Origin of the sequence: Thalassospira povalilytica (assembly GCF_002844235.1) — a bacterium.
Lineage (GTDB): Bacteria > Pseudomonadota > Alphaproteobacteria > Rhodospirillales > Thalassospiraceae > Thalassospira > Thalassospira povalilytica.
Genome location: NZ_PGTS01000009.1, coordinates 107770 through 130135 on the forward strand (window position 1 = coordinate 107770; position 22366 = coordinate 130135).

The following is a 22366-nucleotide window of genomic DNA, read 5'->3' on the forward strand; positions in this document are numbered from 1 at the left end:
CCGCCACATGCGGGTCCGATTTCATCAATTGAGTGGGAATTGAAAATCAGACGACGGCTGGCGGCGCGCGCGAATGACGGATGCGTGGCCATTCATGCCCGGTGGCCACGCCATTTGCCGCGGCAAAGCGAACATCATGAACAACAGCAACCGGCGCAATATCCGGCAGTTCAACCGCAACCACCGCCCCGTGATGGGTCGCGCAAAGCGAACAAAACGCATGTCCTGCGGGTGACGGTATCCCGTCGGGGGCCGACGCGTGTCCGACATCCCCGTCGGCCACAGTCACCGACTTGATGCCGTTTGGCGTACAGATCAGAAGAACATCACCACCCGGAAACACATCAGCCGTGCTGGCCCGGGCAATTCCGCTTGCCTGCCCGCCAAGCAAGGCCGGGATCAAACCGGACTGGGTAACCCCGGCAAGCAGGATCACGAACGCCATCAGCCACGTTTGCAAAACGCGGGTGATTGATGGTCCCCGATCATGACGGGTATGGCGCCGGATTGAGATCATCTGGTTGATATGCCCGAATTCATCATCACCTGCAATGACATTGATCATTGCCAAGATCACATCTTGCGATGATGATGCGATCCTGTCGCCCCACCGGGAGTCCCGCGATGCACCACCCCGCCAGCACCAATGCAAGTGCCCGCCCCGTCAAACTGCCCCACCGCGCCCTTAAAGATGCAGACTGGGGGGATTCATTTGTCATTACGGTCGACAAGCCCGGGCTTGGCGCCCGTGAAGCCGCCCGTCACGTCATCAATTCCGCACCGCGCTGGTATTATCATCTGCTGGCACTGCGAAACGCCATTGTCAGGCCGCTTGGACTGAAGACCGATCTTGATACCACCGCCATGACCAAGGTCGATACGATCGGCGTGTTTCCGGTGATCTCGGGAACAGATGACTGCGTCATCCTTGGTCTGGATGACCATCATCTGAATTTCCGCATTGTGTTCGAGACCGAAGCACTGGAACGCAATCGCACCCTTGTCCGCAGCATCACACTTGTCCGGCGCAACAACACCCTTGGGCGGATCTATCTTGCCGCAGTCCTGCCGTTTCACAACCTGATTGTGCCGGCAATGCTGAATGCTGCCTATGGCAGCAGATAACTTGTTCAGACACGCAAAAAGGCCGGACAAACAGTGCCCGGCCTTGGAAAATCTGAATGGATCGGATCAGCGTGATCAGATCATGTCGCGGGCCTGAACCAGTTCATCGAACTTTTCCCCGTCAAGGAAACCAAGCGCCATGCAGGCTTCCTTAAGACTGCTGCGATCCTTGTGAGCCTTTTTGGCAACCGCGGCCGCATTATCATATCCGATATGCGGGGCCAGTGCGGTTACCAGCATCAGGCTTTGTTCGACGTAATGGTCGATCTTTTCCTGATCGGCTTCAAGCCCGACCACACAATTATCAGCAAAACTGACCGATGCATCGGCAATCAGGCGCACCGATTGCAGCAGGTTATAAATGATCACCGGCTTGAACACATTAAGATCAAGATGCCCGTTCGACCCGCCAACTGTCACGGCGACGTGGTTGCCCATCACCTGTGCGCAGACCATGGTCAATGCTTCGGCCTGGGTCGGGTTCACCTTGCCCGGCATGATCGATGATCCGGGCTCGTTGGCCGGCAGGATCAATTCGCCAAGACCACAGCGCGGCCCCGACCCCAACAAACGAATATCGTTGCCGATCTTCATCAGGGATGCGGCCAGCACATTCATGACACCCGACATTTCAACACAGGCATCATGTGCGGCCAGGGCTTCGAACTTGTTTTCAGCGGTTGAAAAATCAAGTCCGGTAATCTCGGAAACCTGTTTGGCAAATTCAACGTCAAAGCCCTTGGGCGCGTTCAACCCGGTGCCAAGAGCAGTCCCGCCCTGGGCCAGTTTGCGCAGCCGTTTCAGCGCATCTTCAACCCGCTCCAACCCCAGTTCGATTTGCGCCGCATAACCGGAAAATTCCTGTCCCAATGTCAGCGGGACAGCGTCCTGCATATGAGTTCGACCGATTTTGACAATATCGGCAAAGGCCGCGACCTTGTCATCAAGTGCCTGTTTCAGATGTTTCAGAGCCGGTTTCAACGCCCGTTCAATTTCCACCACCGCGGCGATATGCATCGCAGCCGGGAAACTGTCATTGGAGGATTGCCCGCGATTGACGTGATCATTGGGATGAACCGGATCGCGCATGCCCATCGGTTTGCCAAGGATTTCACACGCACGGTTGGCGATCACTTCGTTGGTGTTCATGTTGGTCTGGGTACCCGACCCGGTCTGCCAGACAACCAGCGGAAAATGATCAAGCAATTTGCCATCGGCAACTTCGAGTGCCGCGGCCTCGATCGCCTTGGCCAGTTCCGCATCAAGATTGCCAAGGGCAGCATTGGCACGCGCTGCTGCCAGCTTCTGAATGCCGAATGCCTTGATCAGGGCATCGGGCATCCGTTCGCCACCAATGCGGAAATTCTGTTTTGAACGCTGGGTTTGCGCCCCCCAATACCGGTCTGCGGGCACCTCGATTTCGCCCATGGTGTCCTGTTCAGTACGGGTGGTCACTGTTGTAGTCACGATAGATATCCTCCGTGTCAGACGTCAAACTGACCGGGGCGGGAAACCCGGTGCAACAATCCCGTGCGCTTCAACGCGGGACGTCGCCCAGAAATATGGTTCGGAACATGCCCAAAGGCAAATGCAAATAAGATTTGTTTGCATTTATTGCTCAATCGGCCTAGCCCGCCTTTTCCATCTGTTCCTGCCAGGCCAGCAATCTGATGCCGGCCCGTTCAAGCTGGGATGCGATTTCCGGGGCCGGGGCACGGTCGGTTATGATCCCGGTCAGATCTTCGAGTGGTGCGACATTTTCAAGATAGCGCTGATCGAACTTGGTGTGATCCACCATCAGCCAGGTTTCGTCTGACCGTTCCATCATGGCGCGTTTGACCGCAACTGCGCGACGGTTGACGTCGCTAAATCCCTGGCGCGATACGCCCGATGCCCCGATAAAGGCGATATTGGCATGAAAACGGCGCAGATATTCGACCGTATCCGTTCCGTAAACCGCATTTTCACGCCGGTCATACTGACCCGGGCACATCAGGACGTCATCATAATCGCAAAGATCAGCCATGCCCTGCACGACCGCATAGCAATTGGTCAAAAAGGTCCGGGGCAAGGGGCTGCGACGTGCTGCAAGAAACGGGGCGATCTGTGCCACGGTTGATCCGGCATCGATCATCGCAACATCGCCTGAACGCACCATATCGGCGGCCAGCATGCCAATCCGTTCAAACCCGGCAACGGCCGATAACTGGCGTTCGGCCAGATCGGGTTGATGGCCCATCGGCCGGGCCGATGCCCCGCCAAACTCGCGCTTGATCAGGCCTTCGTTGCTGAGCGCATCAAGATCGCGGCGAATTGTTTCGGTCGCCACGTCGAATCGCTCGGCCAATGTGGCAACTCTCACATGCGGGTGAACCTGAAGTTCATGGAGAATGCGTTGTTGGCGTTCTTTTTTTCCCAAACGCAAAGCCATATCCCCTTTGAATATTGGCGGCTTTCATGATGATACAGGCATTCTAGCAACCTCTGCTGAAATCTTTTGTTACAGTTTTATGTTGATTTCTCAACTTTTCCGAACCCATAATGTTGTTAAAAGCAACAATAAAACCAACAAAACCACATCACAAATGGCTGAAATCCAGCGTTCACAGGGAAGAAAGGTTCGGTAGCCGTGTTTTCACATCCGAAAAAAACTGACGTTTTGAAACTCACCACACTGCTTGCTGCGGTTGGTATGTTTGGCTTCGCCGCCAGCCCGGCAGCTGCGGCTGACGACTGCATCGCGCGTGGCGATCTTGATCCGATTTATTGCGACATGGATGGCGATCTGGTTGCCGATGCACCGCCCGCTGATCAGCTTGTTGATCCCGACACCCTTGTCTTTGCATATACCCCGGTCGAAGACCCGGCCGTTTATGCCGACATCTGGGAGCCGTTCCTTGAGCATCTTGAAAAAGTAACCGGCAAGGACGTTCACTTCTTTGCGGTTCAGTCGAACTCGGCCGAAGTCGAAGCCATGCGTTCCGGCCGTCTGCATGTTGCCGGCTTCTCGACCGGTCCGACCCCGTTTGCCGTCAACCTTGCCGGTGCGGTTCCGTTCGCCCTGATGGGTGGCGATGATGGTCGTTTCGGTTACACGCTTCAGCTTTACACCCGCGTTGACAGCGGCATCAACACCCCGGCCGACCTGAAAGGCAAGCGTGTTGCCCACACTTCGCCGACCTCGAACTCGGGCAACCTGGCACCGCGCGCCCTTCTTCCGGGTCAGGGCATTGTTCCGGAACAGGATTACGAAGTCGTCTATTCCGGCTCCCACGATCAGTCGATCCTTGGTGTTGTCGCCGGTGACTATGACGCAGCCCCGGTTGCCTCCGAAGTTGTCGAACGTATGGCCCAGCGCGATCTTTACGATCCGAAAGAAGTCAAGATCATCTACGAAAGCAAGCCGTTCCCGACCACTTCGTTCAACTATGCCTATAACCTGAAGCCGGAACTGATCGAAAAGATCAAGGAAGCCTTCTTTACCTTCGACATGAAGGGCACCGCCCTTGGTGAAGAATTCAAGGGTGTGTCGAAGTTCCTGCCGGTCACCTATCAGGAAGACTGGGCCGTCATTCGTGAAATCCAGGCTGCCAACGGTGTCAAATACACCCCGGACAACCTGAAGTAATTCACATCAATCAATTGACGAAAACATCACAGGGCCCGGCTTGCCGTGGCCCTGTGTCGTCTCCCATTCAAACCGGGGTAACGCAATGCTGCGTATCAAAGAACTTGTAAAACGCTATGGCGACGAAAAGGCAGTGTTGAAGAACCTGAACCTTGAAGTACCTGGCGAAAGCGTGGTTTCGATCATTGGCGCATCCGGGGCGGGTAAAAGTACCCTTCTGCGCTGTATCAACCGCCTTGTTGAGCCATCATCTGGCTCCATCGAACTCAATGGCACCGAACTGACCAAGCTTGAAGGCAAGGCGCTGCGTCTGGCGCGCCGCCGTATCGGCATGGTGTTCCAGGGCTTTAACCTTATTGACCGCCTGACGGTCATGGAAAATGTTCAATCCGGGCGCCTTGGCTATCTTCCGGCCTGGCGTGCCGTGACCCGCAAATATCCGCAAGAAGACATCGACCGTGCATTTCATCTGATGGAACGCGTCGGGATCGCCCATTATGCCGACAAACGCGCCGACGAACTTTCCGGCGGCGAACGTCAGCGTGTTGGCGTTGTCCGCGCCCTGATGCAGGAACCAGAAATCCTGCTGGCCGACGAACCGACCGCGTCGCTTGACCCGAAAACGTCGCGCCAGATCATGGAACTGCTGCGCGCCCTGGCGTCCGAGCTGCACCTGCCGGTTCTGATCAACATCCATAACGTCAACGAAGCCAAGGAATATACCCAGCGCATCGTCGGCATGCGGTTTGGCCGCATCATTTTTGACGGCGAACCGACCGATCTGAACAATGATGCGATGGATGAAATCTATGCCGGTGTTCCGGCCGAAGAACGCGGTGGTGCCGAAAGCAACACCCACCTGCGCGAGGTAGCAGCACGATGAGCAGCACCGTTCAATCAACGGGCCGCACATGGAAGAAGCCACCCTTTATTGCCAACCCTGTGTTGCGCTGGGGTCTTCTGATCGCGACTGTGGCCTATGTCTGGTGGGCTATGACCAGCCTGCCCTTTGACTGGGACCGTATCCAGGATGGTGTTCCGCGCGCCATTCGCATTTTCAAGGGTGCCTTCCCGCCAAGCTTCATCCGTGGCGAGCTGCTGTTTGACGGCTTTATGGAAAGCATCAAGATCGCCATTGTCTCGACCCTTCTGGGTCTGGCACTGAGCGTTCCGATTGCCTTTGCATCGGCATCGAACATCGCACCGAAATGGCTTTATACCATCGGGCGTGGCGTGATCATCGTTGCCCGTTCCTTCCACCCGGTCATTGTCGCCATCCTGTTTGTCAAAGCAGTCGGTTTCGGCCCGCTTGCCGGTATCCTGACCCTGACGGTCTATTCCATCGGTTTCGTTGCCAAAATGCTGGCCGAACGGATCGAGGAAATCGACTGGGGACAGGTCGAAGCCATCCGTGCTGCGGGCGGGGCGACCTTTGTCACCCTGCTTTATGCCGTCATTCCGCAAATCATGCCCCGTCAGATCGGTCTTTCGATCTATCAACTTGATAGCAACCTGCGTGCTTCGGCGATTGTCGGCATTGTCGGTGCGGGCGGCATCGGATCGACGCTTCTGAATGCGTTTGGCCGATATGACTATGACTTTGCGCTGGCCATCACCCTTTGCATCATCGGTGTGATCCTTGTCAGCGAGGCCATCAGCGGCCGGATCAGGAGGAACCTATGGTAGCCACCACTCAACCTACCGGACCGGACGCAATCGCCCATCGCGAATGGTCACGTTACACCACCAAGGAACGCTGGCGCCGCTATGGTGTCATGGCACTGGTTGCACTGGCTGTTGTCTGGTCACTTTCGACCATCAACATCATCTGGCCGTGGCTTTGGGATGCGCCCGAACAGATGGGCGATCTGTTTGCACGTATGTTCCCGCCATCACTGGATGGCTGGAAAGACATTGCATGGACGTTGCTTGAAACCGTCAATATCGCAACGATTGCGACATTCTTTGCAGTGTTCCTGTCCTTGCCGATTGCCCTGATCGCCGCCCAGAACACGACGCCGAACCGCTTCACGCTGTGGCTTGGCCGGTTCATTCTGGTGTCATCGCGTTCGGTTAACACCATCATCTGGGCATTGCTGTTTGTGGCGGTGTTCGGCCCCGGTGTGCTTGCCGGTATTCTGGCAATCATTTTCCGGTCGCTTGGTTTCCTTGGCAAATTGCTGGGCGAAGCGATCGAGGAAATCGACCGCGCACCGATCGAAGCCCTGGAATCTGTTGGCGCGTCGCGCTTCAAGATTCTGATCTATGGCATCATTCCGCAAGTCATGCCGACCTTCTTTGCCGTGTCCATTCTGCGCTGGGACATCAACCTGCGTGAAAGTACGGTTCTGGGTCTGGTCGGTGCAGGCGGCATCGGAATCATCCTTCAGGGGGCGATTGACACCTTTGCCTGGCAGACGGTTGCCACCATTCTTCTGGCGATCATCGGTCTGGTGATTATTGGCGAGGCCATTTCAGCTTACCTGCGTAAAAAGGTGATCTGACGTGGATAAAACATACGACCTTCTGGTCGTAGGCGGCGGCATCAATGGTGCAGGTATTGCACGTGATGCCGCCGGTCGCGGACTTTCTGTTCTTCTGGTCGAACAGCGCGACCTTGCCTCGGCCACCTCTTCTTCTTCGACCAAACTCATTCATGGCGGCCTGCGATATCTGGAACATTACGAGTTCCGACTGGTGCGTGAAGCTCTTCAGGAACGCGAAGTTCTTTTGGCTGCTGCCCCGCATATCATCTGGCCTTTGACATTCGTTCTGCCCCATCACAAGGGTTTGCGCCCGCAATGGATGCTGCGTGCCGGTCTGTTTCTGTATGACCATCTGGCGAAACGCAAACGACTGCCGGGCTCAAAGGCCCTGTCACTGACCGGAACCCCGGAAGGCAGCCCGTTAAAGCCGCAATACACCCGTGCCTTTTCCTATTCGGATTGCTGGGTTGATGATGCCCGCCTCGTGGTTCTCAATGCGCAGGATGCCATGGCGCGCGGTGCCGAAATCTGCACGCGCACCAAATGCACAAGCCTGTCGCGCCAGATTGACCACTGGACGGCCGAACTGACGCAGGCCGACGGATCGCAACGCACCGTCAAGGCGCGCGCGATTGTCAATGCGGCGGGACCATGGGTAACGCAGATGGTGGAAAATGCCGGTCTTGGCGACAAGGCCGCCGGTCTTCGACTGGTCAAGGGCAGCCATATCATCGTGCCGCGCACCCATGACCATGATCATTGCTATATCTTCCAGAATGACGATGGCCGCATTGCCTTTGCCATCCCCTATCAGCGCGATTACAGCCTGATCGGCACGACCGATGTGCCCTATGACGGGGATCCGGCACAGGTAAAGATCAGCGATCAGGAAGTCGATTACCTGCTTGATCTGGTCAATGGCTATCTGGCAACGCCGCTGACACGCGATGATGTTGTCTGGGATTATTCCGGGGTCCGGCCGCTTTATGACGACAAGAATGCCAATGCATCTGCCGTGACCCGCGATTATGTGTTTGATCTCGATACCGGCACTGGTGGCACCGCGCCGGCCATCCTGTCAATTTACGGCGGAAAGATCACGACATATCGCAGGCTTGCCGAACATGCGATGCAAAAACTGGCCCCGGTCCTTGGCAACAAGGCCCCCGACTGGACCGCATCGGCAACCCTGCCCGGCGGGGATATGGCAGATGGCGACTATGACCGCTTCCTCGGTGATCTTCGCACAGAGTTTGACTGGTTGCCCCAACCGCTGCTTGAACGCCTTGCACGCTGTTACGGCACCGCAATCAGAACCGTTCTGGGTACTGCCACGTCAGTGGCGCAATTGGGTCAACAGGTTGCCCCAAATCTGTATGAAGCTGAACTGCACTACCTGATTGCCAATGAATGGGCCTGTGACGCAGACGACGTCCTGTGGCGCAGAACCAAGCTTGGTCTCGGGATGCAGCCTGATCAGATCGATGCTGTCCATCATTGGTTTGCCACCCAAGCCCGACTTGGTCAGGCTGCACAGTAAGCCGTCGTATCGACAATCGACACATGAAAAAAGGGCAGTGAAATCACTGCCCTTTTTTGCCGATACGGGATCACGATCCCCTTAATAGGCGTATTCCTTAAAGAGCGGATCGACCGACCCGTTCCATTCGGTTTCGTATTTATCGAGAAATTCCTCGGCCAGAGTCCGGCCGCTTTGGGCGACGTCGTCAAGACTGTCAAGGAAGTGGCTTTCATCATCGCCATAGCCATCCATGCGGCCACGCGCCTGAAGCCCCTGTCTGGCAACCGCCAGAACATCCTTCGACAGATCCTGCACCGTGCCATTCTTGAACCTGGTGGCAAGGGCCGTGCGCGGCACATCATTGCGAAGGGCTTCGCGTTCCTCAACCGACAGGTCCTTGACCAGTTCCCAGGCCGCATCAAGGGCCGCATCATCATAAAGAAGCCCGACCCAAAGGGCCGGCAAGGCACAAATGCGTTTCCACGGACCACCATCGGCCCCGCGCATTTCCAGAAACTTCTTAAGGCGCACTTCCGGGAAAGCGGTGGTCATGTGATCGGACCAGTCATTCATGGTCGGACGTTCGCCCGGAACAACATCAAGTTTGCCATTCATGAAGTCACGGAACGACTTGCCCGCCGCATTGATATATTTGCCGTCGCGATAGACAAAATACATCGGCACATCAAGCATATAGTCGACATAACGTTCAAAGCCGAAACCGTCTTCGAACACGAATGGCAACATGCCGCAACGATCCGGGTCGGTATCGGTCCAGACATTGGATCGCGACGACAGGAAACCGCTTGGTTTGCCATCGACGAACGGGGATGCGGCAAACAGCGCGGTCGCAACCGGCTGAAGCGCCAATGACGTTCTGAACTTCTTGACCATGTCGGCTTCCGAACTGAAATCCAGATTGACCTGAATGGTCGAGGTCCGAAGCATCATATCAAGGCCAAGCTTGCCGACCTTTGGCATATAGTCGCGCATGATCCCGTAACGCCCTTTGGGCATCCAGGGGGTATCTTCGCGCGACCATTTCGGCTGATGACCGACACCAAGCATGTCGATGCCAAGATCACCGCAAATTTCACGCAATTCATGAAGATGGGTATGAACTTCACCACAGGTCTGGTGAATATTCTTAAGCGGGGCACCCGACAATTCGATCTGACCGCCCGGTTCAAGCGACACAGAACATTTGTCCTTGGTCAGGGCGATGACATTGCCGTTCTCGATGATCGGTTCCCAGTCATAGCGTTCGGCAAGGGCATTAAGCAGGGTTTTGACACCGCGCTCCCCCTCATAGGGGATCGGGCGAAGATCATCGCGGGTGAAGGCGAATTTTTCGTGTTCGGTGCCGATGGCCCAGTCACTTTTCGGTTTACAACCGGACTCAAACCATTCGACAAGCTGGCGCCGGCTTTCAATAACCGGGCTGTCGCCAGTGGAGGCGCTGACAGTCATAAGGGCTTCCCCTAATCTCTCGTAACTGGCCGGTGCGACCAATCGCCGATGCGATCCTGAAATACCGCCAATGCAGCAATTGCCGCTGTTTCGGCACGCAGGATGCGCGGGCCGAGACTGACAGGCGTTGCAAAAGGCTGTTTGCGGATACGTTCAAGTTCGTCGGCGCTAAAGCCGCCTTCAGGTCCAATCACGAGTGCATGGTTAACAACATTGGTATTGTCGATAACCGAGCCAGCGCCCTTTGCCAATAGCTGACTTAACACTTCACCAATTGGTGACCCGGTTCCTGTTTCGTCACAGAACAGAACATGGTGATTTTCAGCACCGTTTGCGACCCAGTCAAGCAACCGTACCGGGGCGGCAATTTCGGGCACAGTCAGGCGTTCGCATTGTTCGGCGGCCTCGATCACCTGTGCCTGCAACCGGTCAAGGCGCACCTTGTCGGTGATGCCATGTTGGGTGATGATGGGTTGAAGTTTTCCGACACCCAGCTCAACCGATTTTTCAATCAGGAAATCAAGCCGCTGCTTTTTGATCGGTGCAAAGACAAGAGTCGGTCCGGTTTCGGTCCCCTGTTCACGCAATCGGGTCTCTGCGGTGATGCGCCCCTTCTTTTTGCGAAGTTCGCTGATCGTGCCTAGCCACTCGCCATCCAGACCGTTAAAAATCTTAACAGGCGTTCCGGGCTTGAGACGCATCACATGTTCAAGGTAATGAGACTGTTCAGGAGCAAGTTCGATCTCGCAACCGGCCGTGATAGGATCGTGAACGAAAAGGCGTTGACGGGCGCGGGTGGCGTCTGCGGTCATGGATGTCCCCAAAGATGCCCGGGCAATGGTCGCGCCCGGATTTTATAAGATTAAATCGTTAGATAGGCCAATTATGACACAGGTCAACCAACCAATACAGAATACCAAAAACGACATGCCGGCAGATGGTTGGATTGACCGCTATATGCCCGTGCCCATACGGCCGTATCTCAAGCTGCTGCGTCTGGATCGCCCGATCGGCACCTGGCTTCTGTTATTGCCGTGCTGGTGGTCAACCGCCATGGCAGGCGGCATCACACCGGGCGTCGATGCCAAACAGATCGTGATCATGATGGCCCTGTTCGGGCTTGGCGCGGTGATTATGCGTGGTGCGGGCTGTGTCATCAATGATCTGGCCGATCGCAATTTTGACGGCAAGGTCGAACGTACCATCACCCGTCCGCTTCCCAGCGGTCAGGTCAAGGTCTGGCAGGCCTTGCTGTTTCTTGGTTTCATGATGTTGCTGGGCCTGGCCATTCTGGTGCAATTCCGGATTGAAGCGATCATTGTCGGGCTGTGTTCGATCCCGATCATCATCGTTTATCCGTTCATGAAACGATACACCTACTGGCCGCAATCGGTTCTGGGACTTGCGTTTAACTGGGGCGCGCTGGTTGGCTGGGCGGCGGTTACCGGCACGGTCGAACCGGCTGCGATTGCCATGTATGCGGCGGGCTTTTTCTGGACGCTTGGCTATGACACCATCTATGCCCATCAGGACAAGGATGATGATGCCAAGATCGGGCTCAAATCCCTTGCCCTGCGTCTGGGGGATGACACCCCGAAATGGGCCAAGGGTTTCTATACCCTGACCACGCTTTTGCTGGGCATTTCCGGAATGCTGGCCGATCTGCACTGGTCCTATTTCATCTTGCTGGGTTTGGCGGGCATTCATCTTGGCTGGCAGGTTGCAACCGTCAAACTCGATGATGCGGCCAATTGCCTGCGGCGTTTCAAATCAAATCGCGACTATGGACTTCTGGTTCTTGTGGCCATCGTTCTTTCGCATCTGATTGCTGCTGCGTGATAGCGTCACAGGTTTGTAAGGATTGCACACGGCCAAAAGATGCTAAGAAAACTGTGGGCGTTTGCCTGCGGGATGATCGGGCGCGACCGGGTCGAAAGTTTTTGTGCAATTTCAGCCAATTGAATTGAACGCGCCCTATAGGTTTTTGGAAACCAGACACCATCTGTCTGAAACCTTTTTTCGATTAACTGATACCAACAACAGAGGCGCATAGATGGCCGCACCGATTGCCTTGATGATTGCAAGCTTGATCCTGGCTGGCGTTGGCGCACAGTGGTTTGCCTGGCGCGCAGGTGTGCCGGCCATTGTGTTGCTGTCTGCACTTGGGCTTATTCTTGGACCGGGGACCGGGCTTCTTGATCCGGTTGCCGATTTCGGTCCGCTATTGCAGCCCCTTGTTGCGGTTGCCGTTGCCGTGATCCTGTTTGAAGGCGGTCTGGCGCTTGATTTCCGTGAATTGCGCCACAGTGTCAGCGGCATATTGCGCCTGACGACGATTGCGCCGCTTCTGGCATGGTTGCTTGGTGCTTTTGCCGCCCATTATCTGGCCGGGCTGAGCTGGCCGGTTGCGGCCCTGTTTGGCGGCATCATGATTGTGACCGGGCCGACCGTAATTGCCCCGCTGTTGCGTCATGCCCGTCTGGCAAAACATCCCAGCACACTTCTGAAATGGGAAGGCATCGTCAATGACCCGATCGGGGCGCTGTTTGCCGTTTTGGTCTATGAAATCATTGTCGCCACCGAACATGGCAACGGACTAAGTGGTGTGATCGGCCATCTGGCCTTTAACATCCTTGTCGCCATTGCCATCGGCCTGATTGCCGGCATTTGCACAGCCCAGGTGTTTCGCCGTGGCTGGATACCGGAATTTCTCAAGGCGCCGCTGGTTCTGGGCGTGTTGCTGACCTGTTTTGCCGGGGCCAATATCGTTCAGGAAGAAACCGGTCTTTTGGCCGTGACTGTTCTTGGTCTTGTCATCGGCAACGCCCATCTGATGGCGATTGATGAAATCCGCCGGTTCAAGGAAACCCTGACGGTCATTCTTGTTTCAAGCGTCTTTATCATTCTGACCGCCACCCTGAAATGGTCGATGGTCGAAGAACTGACCCTGGGCCATGGCCTGTTTGTGGCGGCAATGTTGTTGATTGTGCGCCCGGTTTCGATCATTGGCGCGCTCAGTTTTTCCAAGATTGAATGGCGTGAACGGTTGCTGGTCGGCTGGATCGCACCGCGCGGGATTGTCGCGGTTGCCGTTTCCGGTCTTTTTGGCGCCGAGCTTGTCCATCTTGGGTATGCCGATGGGGCGCTTCTGATCCCGCTTGCCTTTGCCATGGTGTTTTCAACCGTGGTTCTGCACGGATTTTCGATCCGGCCGATGGCCCGTTACCTTGATCTTGCGGTCAATGGTCCGCCCGGCGTTCTGATTGTCGGTGCGCATCAATGGACAATTGATCTGGCCACCCGCCTTGATGAACTTGATATTCCGGTCGTGGTGACCGATTCACGCTGGCACGCCTTGCGCCCGGCACGAGAAGCGGGCCTGACGACATTTTACGGTGAAGTCCTGTCAGAGGTGTTTGAACATCACCTTGATACCAGCGCATTGGGCAAACTGATCGCGGCCACCGACAATGATGCCTATAACACGCTGGTTTGCACCGACTTCGCCCCGGAATTCGGGCGACGCTCGGTCTTCCAGACCGGCATTCATCGCGGGTCGGATGATCGCAGCCGTCATAGCGCCAGCCAGACACTTGGCGGATTGCCGCTATGTGCCAAACCGCTGACCACCGATGACATCCGCTATGATTATCGCAGCGGCGTTTCTGTCCGTCAGACACGGTTCACCGACAGCTTTGGCTGGGATGATTTTATTGCCCTGCATGACGAAGCGCCGACCGTTCTTGCCATGGTGCGCGGCAACCAGCTGTTTCTGGGAACCGAAATTCCCAAAGCCAAACCGCGTGACGTGATCCTGTATCTCGGGATGGCTGAAACCGAAACCGCATCATGAAGAACTGCTTGCCCAAGATCGGCAAAGCCGTTACTCCGGCGCAAATGTTCATAGTCAAAGCAGCCCAGCATGACCGATAACGTCTTTGCCGATGCCCTGGTGCCAAATGTCGATGATCCGCAATTTGCCGATCTGATCGAAACTTTCACCGTGCCCGCGCGCGTGCCGCTGGCGCCGGAAATCGAAATGTATCTGGCGACCCATATCACGCCACTGTGGCAGGCGACCGAGGATATTCTGGGCATCCTTGATATCCCGCCCCCCTATTGGGCCTTTGCCTGGCCCGGCGGGCAGGCAATCACGCGCTATATTCTGGACCATCCAGAACTGGTGCGTGGCAAGCGGGTGCTTGATTTTGCTTGTGGCGGCGGCATGCAGGCTATTGCCTGTGTGATGGCGGATGCGGCGGACATTACGGCAAATGACATTGATCCGGTGGCCATCACCGCCACGCGCCTCAATGCCAAACGCAATGGTGTCGAATTTGCCACCACGACGGACAATTTTGTCGGCACCAGCGCCCCGCAGAAACGTTGGGATGTGATTTTTGCCGGCGATGTCTGCTATCAGCAGGATATGGCAAATGCGGTTCTGCAATGGCTGATGGCCGAAGCCCGTCTTGGCACCCGGGTCATTCTGGCCGATCCGGGCCGGACCTATGCGCCGACCCACAATATTGACGAGCTAGAAACATATGATGTGCCCGTCGATGTCGCGGTCGAAGATGCCGACACCAAATTCACCCGCATCTGGCAACTGTTGCCCGATCGCGGCTAGGGCAATTTCTGTTTCGTTAGATTGAAGCGTTTCGGTCGTGTTTGGCGAATTGTTTGGCAGGCACAACGCGCAAGGGCAATGCGCGGCGCCGTTCAAGCGGTGTAACGCCGCAAAACATCGCCAAACTGAAGCCTGCGGACCTTGCGGACCTTGCGGACCCTGCGGGCCGGGCATTCTAAACGGAAACGGCTCTGTGACCCATTGCAGATCGCCTGAAAAAAGCCCGACCGTCTTTGGGACCGTCGGGCTTTTGCGTGATCAGGGATGTTTGTTGTGCGTCAGCTTGCGATGCTTTTCACACAATCATTCAGTTCGGAAATCCCGTTAAAGACAAACTGGATATTCTTGGAAATATCCTGGGTGACGCTGGTTTGTTCCTCGACGGCTGATGCGATGGAATCGACATAGCTGCTGACCGATTCCGCCGATGTCGAAATCCCGGCGGTCGACGCAACCACCCGCTTGGTAATATTCATCATCGCTTCGATCTGGGTTTCGATTTCATCGGTAGCCTTGGCGGTCTGGTTGGCAAGGTTTTTGACCTCGCCTGCGACCACGGCAAAGCCCTTGCCTGCTTCACCGGCGCGCGCGGCTTCGATCGTCGCGTTAAGCGCAAGCAGGTTCACCTGTTCAGCCAGATCACGGATAATCTGAACCACACCCGCCATCGATTCCGACGTGGTTTCCAGATCGGCACGTACTTCGTTGGCTTCTTCGGTCTTGGACACGATATCGTTCATCGCGATCTGTGACCGGTGCATGCTTTCGCTGATTTCCTGAATGGCTGCCAGCATTTCCTCGGATGCGCTGGCCACGGCTTCGGCACTGGTGCTTGATCCTTCGGCCAAATCCTTGGCCTTGCGGCGGGCATAGATCTGCTTGGTGATGTCGGTCGCATATTTCACCACCTTGATCGGACGCCCGTTCATATCCATCACCGGGTTATAGCTGGCCTGAATCCAGACTTCCTTGCCGCCTTTGCCAAAGCGCCGGAATTCAGCAACCTTGTGCTCTCCGCGCCGCAAGGCATCCCAGAATTCCTTGTATTCGGTGCTTTGGGCTTCGGCCGGATCCATGAAGATGCTGTGATGCTTGCCGATCACCTCGTCATAGCTATATCCCATCGCATTAAGGAAATTGGCATTGGCATTGCGGATGGTGCCATCCATTTCAAACGAAATGACGGCTTGTGATTTGTGGATTGCTTCGATCTGTCCGGCAAAGTTAGCTGCCTGAAGCTTTTGTTCGGTAATGTCGGTAGCGTATTTCACCACCTTGAACGGCCGCCCGGCCATATCAAAGATCGGGTTATAGCTGGCCTGGATCCAGACTTCCTTACCGCCTTTGCCAAACCGCTGATATTCGGCCATCAGATGTTTGCCCGCGGCAAGCTGTTTCCAGAAATCCTTGTATTCGTCGCTTTTGGCATAGGCCGGATCAACAAAGATCTGGTGATGCTTTCCTTTGATTTCCGACAGCTTGTAGCCCATCGTCACAAGGAAATTCTCGTTGGCATTAAGGATATTGCCCTTAAGATCAAATTCGATCACGGCTTGCGACTTGCTGATGGCGTCAATTTGCCCGGCATAGTCGGCGGCCTGCAATTTCTGTGCAGTGACATCACTTGCAACCTTGAACACCTTATAGGGTTTGCCATTGCTGCCTTTGACCGAATTATAGGTCGCCTGGATCCAGATTTCCTTGCCACCCTTGCCGAACCTCTGAAATTCGGCGGTGAAGGATTCCCCGCCCTTCAGGCGGTCCCAGAAATTCTTGTATTCCGCACTTCTGGCGAACTCCGGATCAACAAACATGCTGTGGTGATTGCCTCGCACCTCTGACAGATCATACCCGACCAGATCCAGAAAATTCTTGTTTGCATCAAGGATTTTACCATCGAGCGTAAATTCGATCGTACCTTGTGACTGCTTGATAGCCTGAACGATATGACGGTCATCAGAACCAGAGCCAAACATTTAGTTCTCCCTTAATCACGAAGCGTGAAACACGCACGCGAACACATAACGCACGCAAACCGCGTCGTCGGCATTCTCCCAGATTGATTCACCCAAATTTCGGTACCCTTGCTGCACAATTGGTACCTTTGAAATTACAATTCAACCGTTCATTCCGAAATCAGCCGGTTGAATACACCGTTCTTTGGACGGCTTACTGGATCTGATATAAGTATTTAACTTTCAATTACTTACATAAAATCCTGACACAATTTCAAGTATCAAAACACATTTCTGGAATATATATAGGGTCACACCAATGGCAATTACAGGGTCGGCGCTATTTTGTGTGATCCAGATCGCCAAACGACTTTCTGAAGGCCGGATCGTCAATAAGCCGGATCACCAGATCAGGTCGAAAAACCTGCCCTGCAAGGCGCGCGACATGTGCGACCATCTGCCACTGTTCTAGGGACGGATATCTGCGTCCGGTTGCCTCAACCGCGTTCAGGGCAAAGATATGGCCAGATGCGCATTCAAACCCGGCGACCGACTGATAAAGACCGACATGGTCAGTCGCAATACCGCAATCAAGGTCAAGATCACGGCCATGCAATTGCTGATAACGGTAATGTGTCGGAACGCTTTCGGTTACATGCATATGACCAAGCTGCGCCGCCGTAAGCCAGGTCACCGCAACCCGGACCCGTGTCCCCGGTGACGGAGCAAGGGTTGCCGGAAAGGCGCCATACCCGGTGACATGTGCCGAATAGACAATATCATGATGACCCATCCATCCCAGTGTCACCGGAACATCATCGGGCAGGTTTTGATGGGTGAATTTGCGCGTCAACTGAACCGGCGCACGGTTTGACCCGACGGCCAGGACCGGGACCCGCCCGGCGATGGCGTCGCCGACTTCCGATGTATCAAGCGGCGTTACCGATCCACCACAAAACAGGAAATCCCGGTCCGGGGCGGCATAGGGATACAAAAACGCGCGCAGGAGATCCTGCGCGCGTGGATGATGTTCGATCTGTTCACGGAGTACGGGGTCACTGATCGCCCGCACATCGGATATAGAAAACATTGTCTGGTCGATCCGGCTTAGCCTTCAACGACACGGTAACGGAAGTTGCAGTCATCAACATGCTGCCAGGCCAGTTTCGACCATGCTTTTTCAGCGTCGCTGAATGTGGCGAACGGACCATGGCGTTCTTCGGAACCGCCAACCGGCTTTTCGAAGTCGGTGCTTTCATATTCACCGCCAACGACCCAGTATTCTTCAAGGCGTTCGATGCGATAGCGCGAATTCGCGTCATCGACCGACTGCCAGGCCATTTTCGACCATTCCTGTTCCGCGTCTTCGAAGCTGCCAAACGGACCGACTTTGGTTTCTTCGCCGATCGGCTTGTCGAAACCGGTATCCTGATAGGTGCCCCCGATAACCCAGTATTTGGCCATCTGTGCGTCCTTCATGCTTTTGGTGAGTTGCCATGTCGCGTGTTGTGGGCCACGCGACTCAATTCTAAGCCAATGTATAACCAAATGATGCGTCAACCAAAACCGCAAAATTATGCAACGCAGCATCCCGGTTTCATGTAGGAAGCGATCGGTCCGGTTACAAATGGCGTATTTGATAACAGCAAGGTTGTCCAAGCCCGCGTGCACGCGTATGAAGACAATCAGGTTTCAAAGCTTTGCAGATGACAGGTGCCATGCCCTATCAATCCCTTCGTGACTTCATGGATGCGCTGGAAAAGTCCGGCCGTCTTGTTCGTGTCACTGAACCGGTATCCCCCAATCTTGAAATGACGGAAATCCAGACCCGACTTCTGGCCGAAGGCGGCCCGGCGGTTCTGTTTGAAAACGTCGTTGGCGATGACGGCAAAAAATATGACATGCCGGTTCTGGTGAACCTGTTTGGCACGGTGGACCGGGTTGCCGCGGGCATGAACCGCAAACCCGAAGAACTGCGTGAAGTCGGCGAAACGCTGGCCTTCCTCAAACAGCCCGAACCACCGGCAAGCATCCGCGAAGCATTTTCGATGCTGCCACTGGCCAAGACCGTCATGGCGATGAAACCCAAAACGGTTTCCAAGGCCCCTTGTCAGGAAGTGGTGCTTCAGGGCGACGATATCGATTTGTCAAAAATCCCGGTTCAGTCCTGCTGGCCCGGCGAACCCGCCCCGCTGATCACCTGGCCCCTGGTTGTGACCCAGGGCCCGACGGCCGGTGAAAAAGGCGGCGACAAGCGCGATGTGTTTAACCTTGGCATTTACCGCATGCAGGTGCTTGGCAAGAACAAGACCATCATGCGCTGGCTCAAACATCGTGGCGGGGCACAACATCATGCCCGCTGGAAACAGGAAAAGCGTGATCCGCTTCCGGCCGCCATTGTTCTTGGTGCCGATCCGGGCACGATCCTTGCCGCGGTTACCCCGGTGCCCGATACCCTTTCGGAATATCAGTTTGCCGGGCTTCTGCGCGGTGAAAAGGTTGAACTGGTTGATTGCAAGACCGTGCCGCTCAAGGTACCGGCAACGGCCGAGATCGTGCTCGAAGGTTACGTATCCTTGGACGAATATGCGCCCGAAGGACCGTATGGCGACCATACCGGGTATTATAACTCGGTCGAAGATTTCCCGGTCTTTACCGTGACCGCGATCACCATGCGCAAGAACCCGATCTATCTTTCGACCTTTACCGGGCGTCCGCCAGACGAGCCGTCGGTTCTGGGCGAGGCACTCAACGACGTGTTCGTGCCACTCCTGCAACAGCAATTCCCCGAAATCGTCGATTTCTGGCTGCCACCCGAAGGATGCAGTTACCGTATCGCAGTTGTATCGATGAAAAAGGCCTATGCCGGTCACGCCAAGCGCGTGATGATGGGTGTGTGGTCATTCCTGCGTCAGTTCATGTACACCAAGTTCGTCATCGTCGTGGATGACGACATTGATGTGCGCGACTGGAAGGACGTCATGTGGGCGATCTCGACCCGGATGGACCCGGTGCGCGATATCACCACGGTTACCGACACCCCGATTGATTATCTTGATTTCGCATCCCCCGTATCGGGCCTTGGCGGCAAGCTTGGCCTTGATGCCACCAACAAATTCCCGGGCGAAACCGACCGCGAATGGGGCGAAAAAATCTATATGGATGATGACATCATCGACCGGGTTGATCAGAAATGGGAACGCTATGGCCTTCCCGGATCAGGCAAGAAAATCTGGCGGGATTAGTTGACAAAGGCGGGCTTCTAACCCGCCTTTTCTTTTCAAGAACTCACAATCAATTTCGGAAAAATAACCAGTGATCGCCATTCTCCGCCGGTTTTTCAGAATAGAAGAATTGCGGCGCATCACACATGAAGTCATCCACCCGGATGGCGAAATTGCACATCTCTTTCGATCCGATGACTTCTTCCATGAATTCCGGGCTGTTTTCCTGCCAGCTCATGACCGGCGGGGCGGTTTCATCATGGATGCAAAGTGCATATTGTTCGGACTGCTCGAACGGCAGGTAGCGGATTTCGCTTTGTGCCTTACCGCCATGGTTGGTGACAAACAGCATGGCAAATTTCGGACCGTCGGGACTATCTAGATCGACCCAGCCCGCAACCCGGTCGACCACATCGTCACAGGTAAAATCCCCGGTCAGCATCTGATGCCGGTAATTGCTGGCATATTGGCCACCCTGAATGCGCATTTCGCTATAAAGCTGCGCGCTTGAAACCGGGTCGGCATTGCCATTGGCATTCAGTTCCCAAACGCCATTTTCATCGGGACCAGACGGATTACCCGGCTCATCTGCCAAAGCCGGATGGGAAATTCCCAAAATCAATGCCAAGCCGATTACGCCCGACGTTATGTTCCGCATTTGCATTCTATCCCGTGTGCTTTGTCTGGCGGCATCACCGCCAATTATTTGCTGTTTTCCGGACTATAGCAGAAACAGAGATGAAAACAGAACGTCCAGCCCCTTGCCCCACAGATACATTCACGCCACCTTTGGGAACAAGACCAAGGGCACCTGCAATGCAGATGCGTCAAACCGTTTCTGTTCTTTGCGAATACGTCCCTGCCGCCTATAACTAGCCGATAGATACATTCCGAAATAAGGGAGCTTCCATGCCCAAGACCGACATGACACTTGATCGTATCAATGATCTGCTGGCGCGCGCCAAGAAAGCCGGTGCTGATGACGCAGATGCCGTCTATGTCGAAGGAACATCTCTTTCGGTTGCCCAGCGACTGGGCAAGATGGAAAAGCTTGAACGGTCCGAAGGAGCCGATCTTGGCCTGCGCGTTCTGATCGGCAAGAAACAGGCTGTCGTGTCATCATCGGACACCAGCGACGCTGCCTTGAACGAACTGGTCGAACGGGCCGTTGCCATGGCCAAGAACGCCCCGGAAGACCCGTATTGCGGTATTGCCGATCCGTCCGAACTTGCCGCAAGTTTTGATGTCGACGCGCTTGAACTTTGTGAACCGGGTGAAGTCAGCCAGGACAAACTGATCGAATGGGCAAGTGCCTGCGAAGAAGCCGCCCGTTCCGTCGATGGCATCACCAATTCCGAAGGATCGGAAGCCGGCTGGGGCCGCCATCAGATCACGCTGGCCGCGACCAATGGTTTTGCCAATTCCTATGCCGGTTCGGGCAGTCACATTTCGGTTTCGGTGCTGGCCGGGACCGGAACTGCAATGGAACGCGATTATGATTATGACAGCGCGGTCTTTTCGACCGACCTGCGTGACCCGGTCGAGATCGGCAAAAAGGCCGCTGAAAAAACCCTGCGCCGTCTGAACCCGCGCAAAGTCAAAAGCACGCAGGTTCCCGTCATTTATGATCCGCGTGTTTCATCCTCAATCGTTGGCCATCTGTCCGGTGCGATCAACGGATCGGGCATCGCGCGCGGGACCAGCTTCCTGCTTGATGCGATGGGCAAGGAAATCTTTGCCCCGCATATCAACATTGTCGATGACCCCCACCGCAAACGCGGTCTGCGCTCCAAACCGTTTGACGCCGAAGGTGTCGCCAATGAAAAACGCTACCTGATTGAAAATGGCGTTTTGAAAACCTGGATCCTTGATTTGCGCTCGGCCCGCCAGTTGGGGCTGAAATCAACGGGCAACGCATCGCGCGGGGCCGGAAGCCTTCCGGGGCCGTCAACCACCAACCTTTACATGGAACCGGGCACCATTTCGCCCGAAGACATGATCAAGGATATCAAATCGGGTCTCTATATCACCGAAATGATCGGAAGCAGCGTCAATGGCGTTACCGGCGATTATTCGCGCGGTGCGTCGGGCTACTGGATTGAAAATGGTGAACTGGCTTATCCGGTATCGGAAATCACGGTGGCCGGGAACCTCAAGGACATGTTCAAATCCGTGGTCCCGGCCAATGATCTGACCTTCAAATACGGCACCAATGCACCGACCTTGCGCATTGATGGCATGACGCTGGCCGGTCAGTAATCCTGACCGACACAACAGACATCCAGATACAAAAACGCCCGGGCTTGAATGTGCCGGGCGTTTTTTT

At 55.3% G+C, this 22366-nt stretch carries 20 protein-coding genes; 11 read left to right on the forward strand and 9 right to left on the reverse strand.

What is annotated here, in order from left to right:
* Positions 1-46: 46 nt before the first annotated feature.
* Entirely contained in the window at positions 47-565 is a 519-nt protein-coding gene (locus CU041_RS19465) for a DUF2946 family protein (protein ID WP_101248137.1), read from the reverse strand.
* Positions 566-624: 59 nt separating this feature from the next.
* On the opposite strand from CU041_RS19465, the gene CU041_RS19470 reads away from it, so the two are divergent.
* Positions 625-1125 carry a DUF2867 domain-containing protein gene (locus CU041_RS19470; RefSeq protein WP_170310311.1) on the forward strand — a complete coding sequence of 167 codons (501 nt, stop codon included), beginning with the start codon at positions 625-627 and terminating at the stop codon, positions 1123-1125.
* 75 nt (positions 1126-1200) lie between these two features.
* Here the strand turns inward: CU041_RS19470 and fumC are convergent, their stop codons facing one another.
* A complete protein-coding gene (gene fumC, locus CU041_RS19475) occupies positions 1201-2592 on the reverse strand; it encodes a class II fumarate hydratase (protein ID WP_101248139.1) in 1392 nt (463 codons plus the stop codon).
* Between the two features lie 160 nt (positions 2593-2752).
* Positions 2753-3556, reverse strand: coding sequence for a DeoR/GlpR family DNA-binding transcription regulator (locus CU041_RS19480; protein WP_068517245.1), 804 nt, complete (start codon positions 3554-3556; stop codon positions 2753-2755).
* Between the two features lie 228 nt (positions 3557-3784).
* On the opposite strand from CU041_RS19480, the gene phnD reads away from it, so the two are divergent.
* From phnD to glpD, 5 genes are all read left to right on the forward strand, one after another.
* The gene (gene phnD / locus CU041_RS19485; RefSeq protein ID WP_228194372.1) at positions 3785-4753 is read left to right on the forward strand and encodes a phosphate/phosphite/phosphonate ABC transporter substrate-binding protein; all 969 of its coding nucleotides are present in this window, start codon (positions 3785-3787) and stop codon (positions 4751-4753) included.
* Between the two features lie 85 nt (positions 4754-4838).
* Entirely contained in the window at positions 4839-5636 is a 798-nt protein-coding gene (phnC, locus tag CU041_RS19490) for a phosphonate ABC transporter ATP-binding protein (protein ID WP_068517247.1), read from the forward strand.
* Positions 5633-6439, forward strand: coding sequence for a phosphonate ABC transporter, permease protein PhnE (gene phnE / locus CU041_RS19495; RefSeq protein ID WP_068517248.1), 807 nt, complete (start codon positions 5633-5635; stop codon positions 6437-6439). Before phnC ends, phnE (CU041_RS19495) begins: the two co-directional genes overlap by 4 nt.
* Positions 6433-7257 (forward strand): phosphonate ABC transporter, permease protein PhnE, encoded by an 825-nt coding sequence (phnE, locus tag CU041_RS19500; RefSeq protein ID WP_068517249.1) that lies wholly within the window; start codon positions 6433-6435, stop codon positions 7255-7257. Before phnE (CU041_RS19495) ends, phnE (CU041_RS19500) begins: the two co-directional genes overlap by 7 nt.
* Position 7258: 1 nt before the next feature.
* Complete coding sequence (glpD, locus tag CU041_RS19505) at positions 7259-8779, forward strand: glycerol-3-phosphate dehydrogenase (RefSeq protein ID WP_101248140.1); 1521 nt, start codon at positions 7259-7261, stop codon at positions 8777-8779.
* Between the two features lie 81 nt (positions 8780-8860).
* On the opposite strand, the gene CU041_RS19510 is transcribed toward glpD, so the two are convergent.
* Both CU041_RS19510 and CU041_RS19515 read right to left on the reverse strand, forming a co-directional pair.
* On the reverse strand, positions 8861-10231 hold the full coding sequence (locus CU041_RS19510) for a glutamate--cysteine ligase (protein WP_101248141.1): 1371 nt from the start codon (positions 10229-10231) through the stop codon (positions 8861-8863).
* An 11-nt stretch (positions 10232-10242) separates the two neighbouring features.
* Positions 10243-11043 carry a 16S rRNA (uracil(1498)-N(3))-methyltransferase gene (locus tag CU041_RS19515; protein WP_068517252.1) on the reverse strand — a complete coding sequence of 267 codons (801 nt, stop codon included), beginning with the start codon at positions 11041-11043 and terminating at the stop codon, positions 10243-10245.
* A 73-nt stretch (positions 11044-11116) separates the two neighbouring features.
* Here CU041_RS19515 and ubiA point away from each other — a divergent pair, with 73 nt between their 5' ends.
* The 3 genes from ubiA (at position 11117) to CU041_RS19535 (ending at position 14861) form a co-directional block, all read left to right on the forward strand.
* On the forward strand, positions 11117-12070 hold the full coding sequence (ubiA, locus tag CU041_RS19520) for a 4-hydroxybenzoate octaprenyltransferase (RefSeq protein WP_101248142.1): 954 nt from the start codon (positions 11117-11119) through the stop codon (positions 12068-12070).
* A gap of 214 nt (positions 12071-12284) precedes the next feature.
* Positions 12285-14084, forward strand: a complete 1800-nt coding sequence (locus tag CU041_RS19530) for a cation:proton antiporter (RefSeq protein WP_068517253.1) — start codon at positions 12285-12287, stop codon at positions 14082-14084.
* A 69-nt stretch (positions 14085-14153) separates the two neighbouring features.
* Positions 14154-14861, forward strand: coding sequence for a class I SAM-dependent methyltransferase (locus tag CU041_RS19535; RefSeq protein ID WP_101248144.1), 708 nt, complete (start codon positions 14154-14156; stop codon positions 14859-14861).
* 278 nt (positions 14862-15139) lie between these two features.
* Here the strand turns inward: CU041_RS19535 and CU041_RS19540 are convergent, their stop codons facing one another.
* The 3 genes from CU041_RS19540 to CU041_RS19550 form a co-directional block, all read right to left on the reverse strand.
* A complete protein-coding gene (locus CU041_RS19540) occupies positions 15140-16837 on the reverse strand; it encodes a methyl-accepting chemotaxis protein (protein ID WP_068517255.1) in 1698 nt (565 codons plus the stop codon).
* A 319-nt stretch (positions 16838-17156) separates the two neighbouring features.
* Complete coding sequence (locus CU041_RS19545) at positions 17157-17906, reverse strand: hypothetical protein (RefSeq protein ID WP_101248145.1); 750 nt, start codon at positions 17904-17906, stop codon at positions 17157-17159.
* A 17-nt stretch (positions 17907-17923) separates the two neighbouring features.
* Positions 17924-18280: a DUF4170 domain-containing protein gene (locus CU041_RS19550; protein ID WP_068517306.1), complete on the reverse strand. Its 357-nt coding sequence runs from the start codon at positions 18278-18280 to the stop codon at positions 17924-17926.
* A gap of 254 nt (positions 18281-18534) precedes the next feature.
* Between CU041_RS19550 and CU041_RS19555 the strand changes: the two genes are divergently transcribed.
* On the forward strand, positions 18535-20061 hold the full coding sequence (locus CU041_RS19555; protein WP_101248187.1) for a UbiD family decarboxylase: 1527 nt from the start codon (positions 18535-18537) through the stop codon (positions 20059-20061).
* A 49-nt stretch (positions 20062-20110) separates the two neighbouring features.
* Here the strand turns inward: CU041_RS19555 and CU041_RS19560 are convergent, their stop codons facing one another.
* On the reverse strand, positions 20111-20698 hold the full coding sequence (locus CU041_RS19560) for a hypothetical protein (protein ID WP_233433183.1): 588 nt from the start codon (positions 20696-20698) through the stop codon (positions 20111-20113).
* Between the two features lie 251 nt (positions 20699-20949).
* On the opposite strand from CU041_RS19560, the gene CU041_RS19565 reads away from it, so the two are divergent.
* Positions 20950-22299: a TldD/PmbA family protein gene (locus CU041_RS19565; protein WP_068517258.1), complete on the forward strand. Its 1350-nt coding sequence runs from the start codon at positions 20950-20952 to the stop codon at positions 22297-22299.
* The last annotated feature ends 67 nt before the right edge of the window (positions 22300-22366 follow it).

Coding starts and splice junctions, on each gene's coding strand:
- CU041_RS19465 (WP_101248137.1), bottom strand. CDS start 565: ATGATCAATGTCATTGCAGGTGATGATGAATTCGGGCATATCAACCAG.
- CU041_RS19470 (WP_170310311.1), top strand. CDS start 625: ATGCACCACCCCGCCAGCACCAATGCAAGTGCCCGCCCCGTCAAACTG.
- CU041_RS19480 (WP_068517245.1), bottom strand. CDS start 3,556: ATGGCTTTGCGTTTGGGAAAAAAAGAACGCCAACAACGCATTCTCCAT.
- phnC (WP_068517247.1), top strand. CDS start 4,839: ATGCTGCGTATCAAAGAACTTGTAAAACGCTATGGCGACGAAAAGGCA.
- phnE (WP_068517248.1), top strand. CDS start 5,633: ATGAGCAGCACCGTTCAATCAACGGGCCGCACATGGAAGAAGCCACCC.
- phnE (WP_068517249.1), top strand. CDS start 6,433: ATGGTAGCCACCACTCAACCTACCGGACCGGACGCAATCGCCCATCGC.
- CU041_RS19510 (WP_101248141.1), bottom strand. CDS start 10,231: ATGACTGTCAGCGCCTCCACTGGCGACAGCCCGGTTATTGAAAGCCGG.
- CU041_RS19515 (WP_068517252.1), bottom strand. CDS start 11,043: ATGACCGCAGACGCCACCCGCGCCCGTCAACGCCTTTTCGTTCACGAT.
- ubiA (WP_101248142.1), top strand. CDS start 11,117: ATGACACAGGTCAACCAACCAATACAGAATACCAAAAACGACATGCCG.
- CU041_RS19530 (WP_068517253.1), top strand. CDS start 12,285: ATGGCCGCACCGATTGCCTTGATGATTGCAAGCTTGATCCTGGCTGGC.
- CU041_RS19535 (WP_101248144.1), top strand. CDS start 14,154: ATGACCGATAACGTCTTTGCCGATGCCCTGGTGCCAAATGTCGATGAT.
- CU041_RS19540 (WP_068517255.1), bottom strand. CDS start 16,837: ATGTTTGGCTCTGGTTCTGATGACCGTCATATCGTTCAGGCTATCAAG.
- CU041_RS19545 (WP_101248145.1), bottom strand. CDS start 17,906: ATGTTTTCTATATCCGATGTGCGGGCGATCAGTGACCCCGTACTCCGT.
- CU041_RS19550 (WP_068517306.1), bottom strand. CDS start 18,280: ATGGCCAAATACTGGGTTATCGGGGGCACCTATCAGGATACCGGTTTC.
- CU041_RS19555 (WP_101248187.1), top strand. CDS start 18,535: ATGCCCTATCAATCCCTTCGTGACTTCATGGATGCGCTGGAAAAGTCC.
- CU041_RS19560 (WP_233433183.1), bottom strand. CDS start 20,698: ATGCGGAACATAACGTCGGGCGTAATCGGCTTGGCATTGATTTTGGGA.
- CU041_RS19565 (WP_068517258.1), top strand. CDS start 20,950: ATGCCCAAGACCGACATGACACTTGATCGTATCAATGATCTGCTGGCG.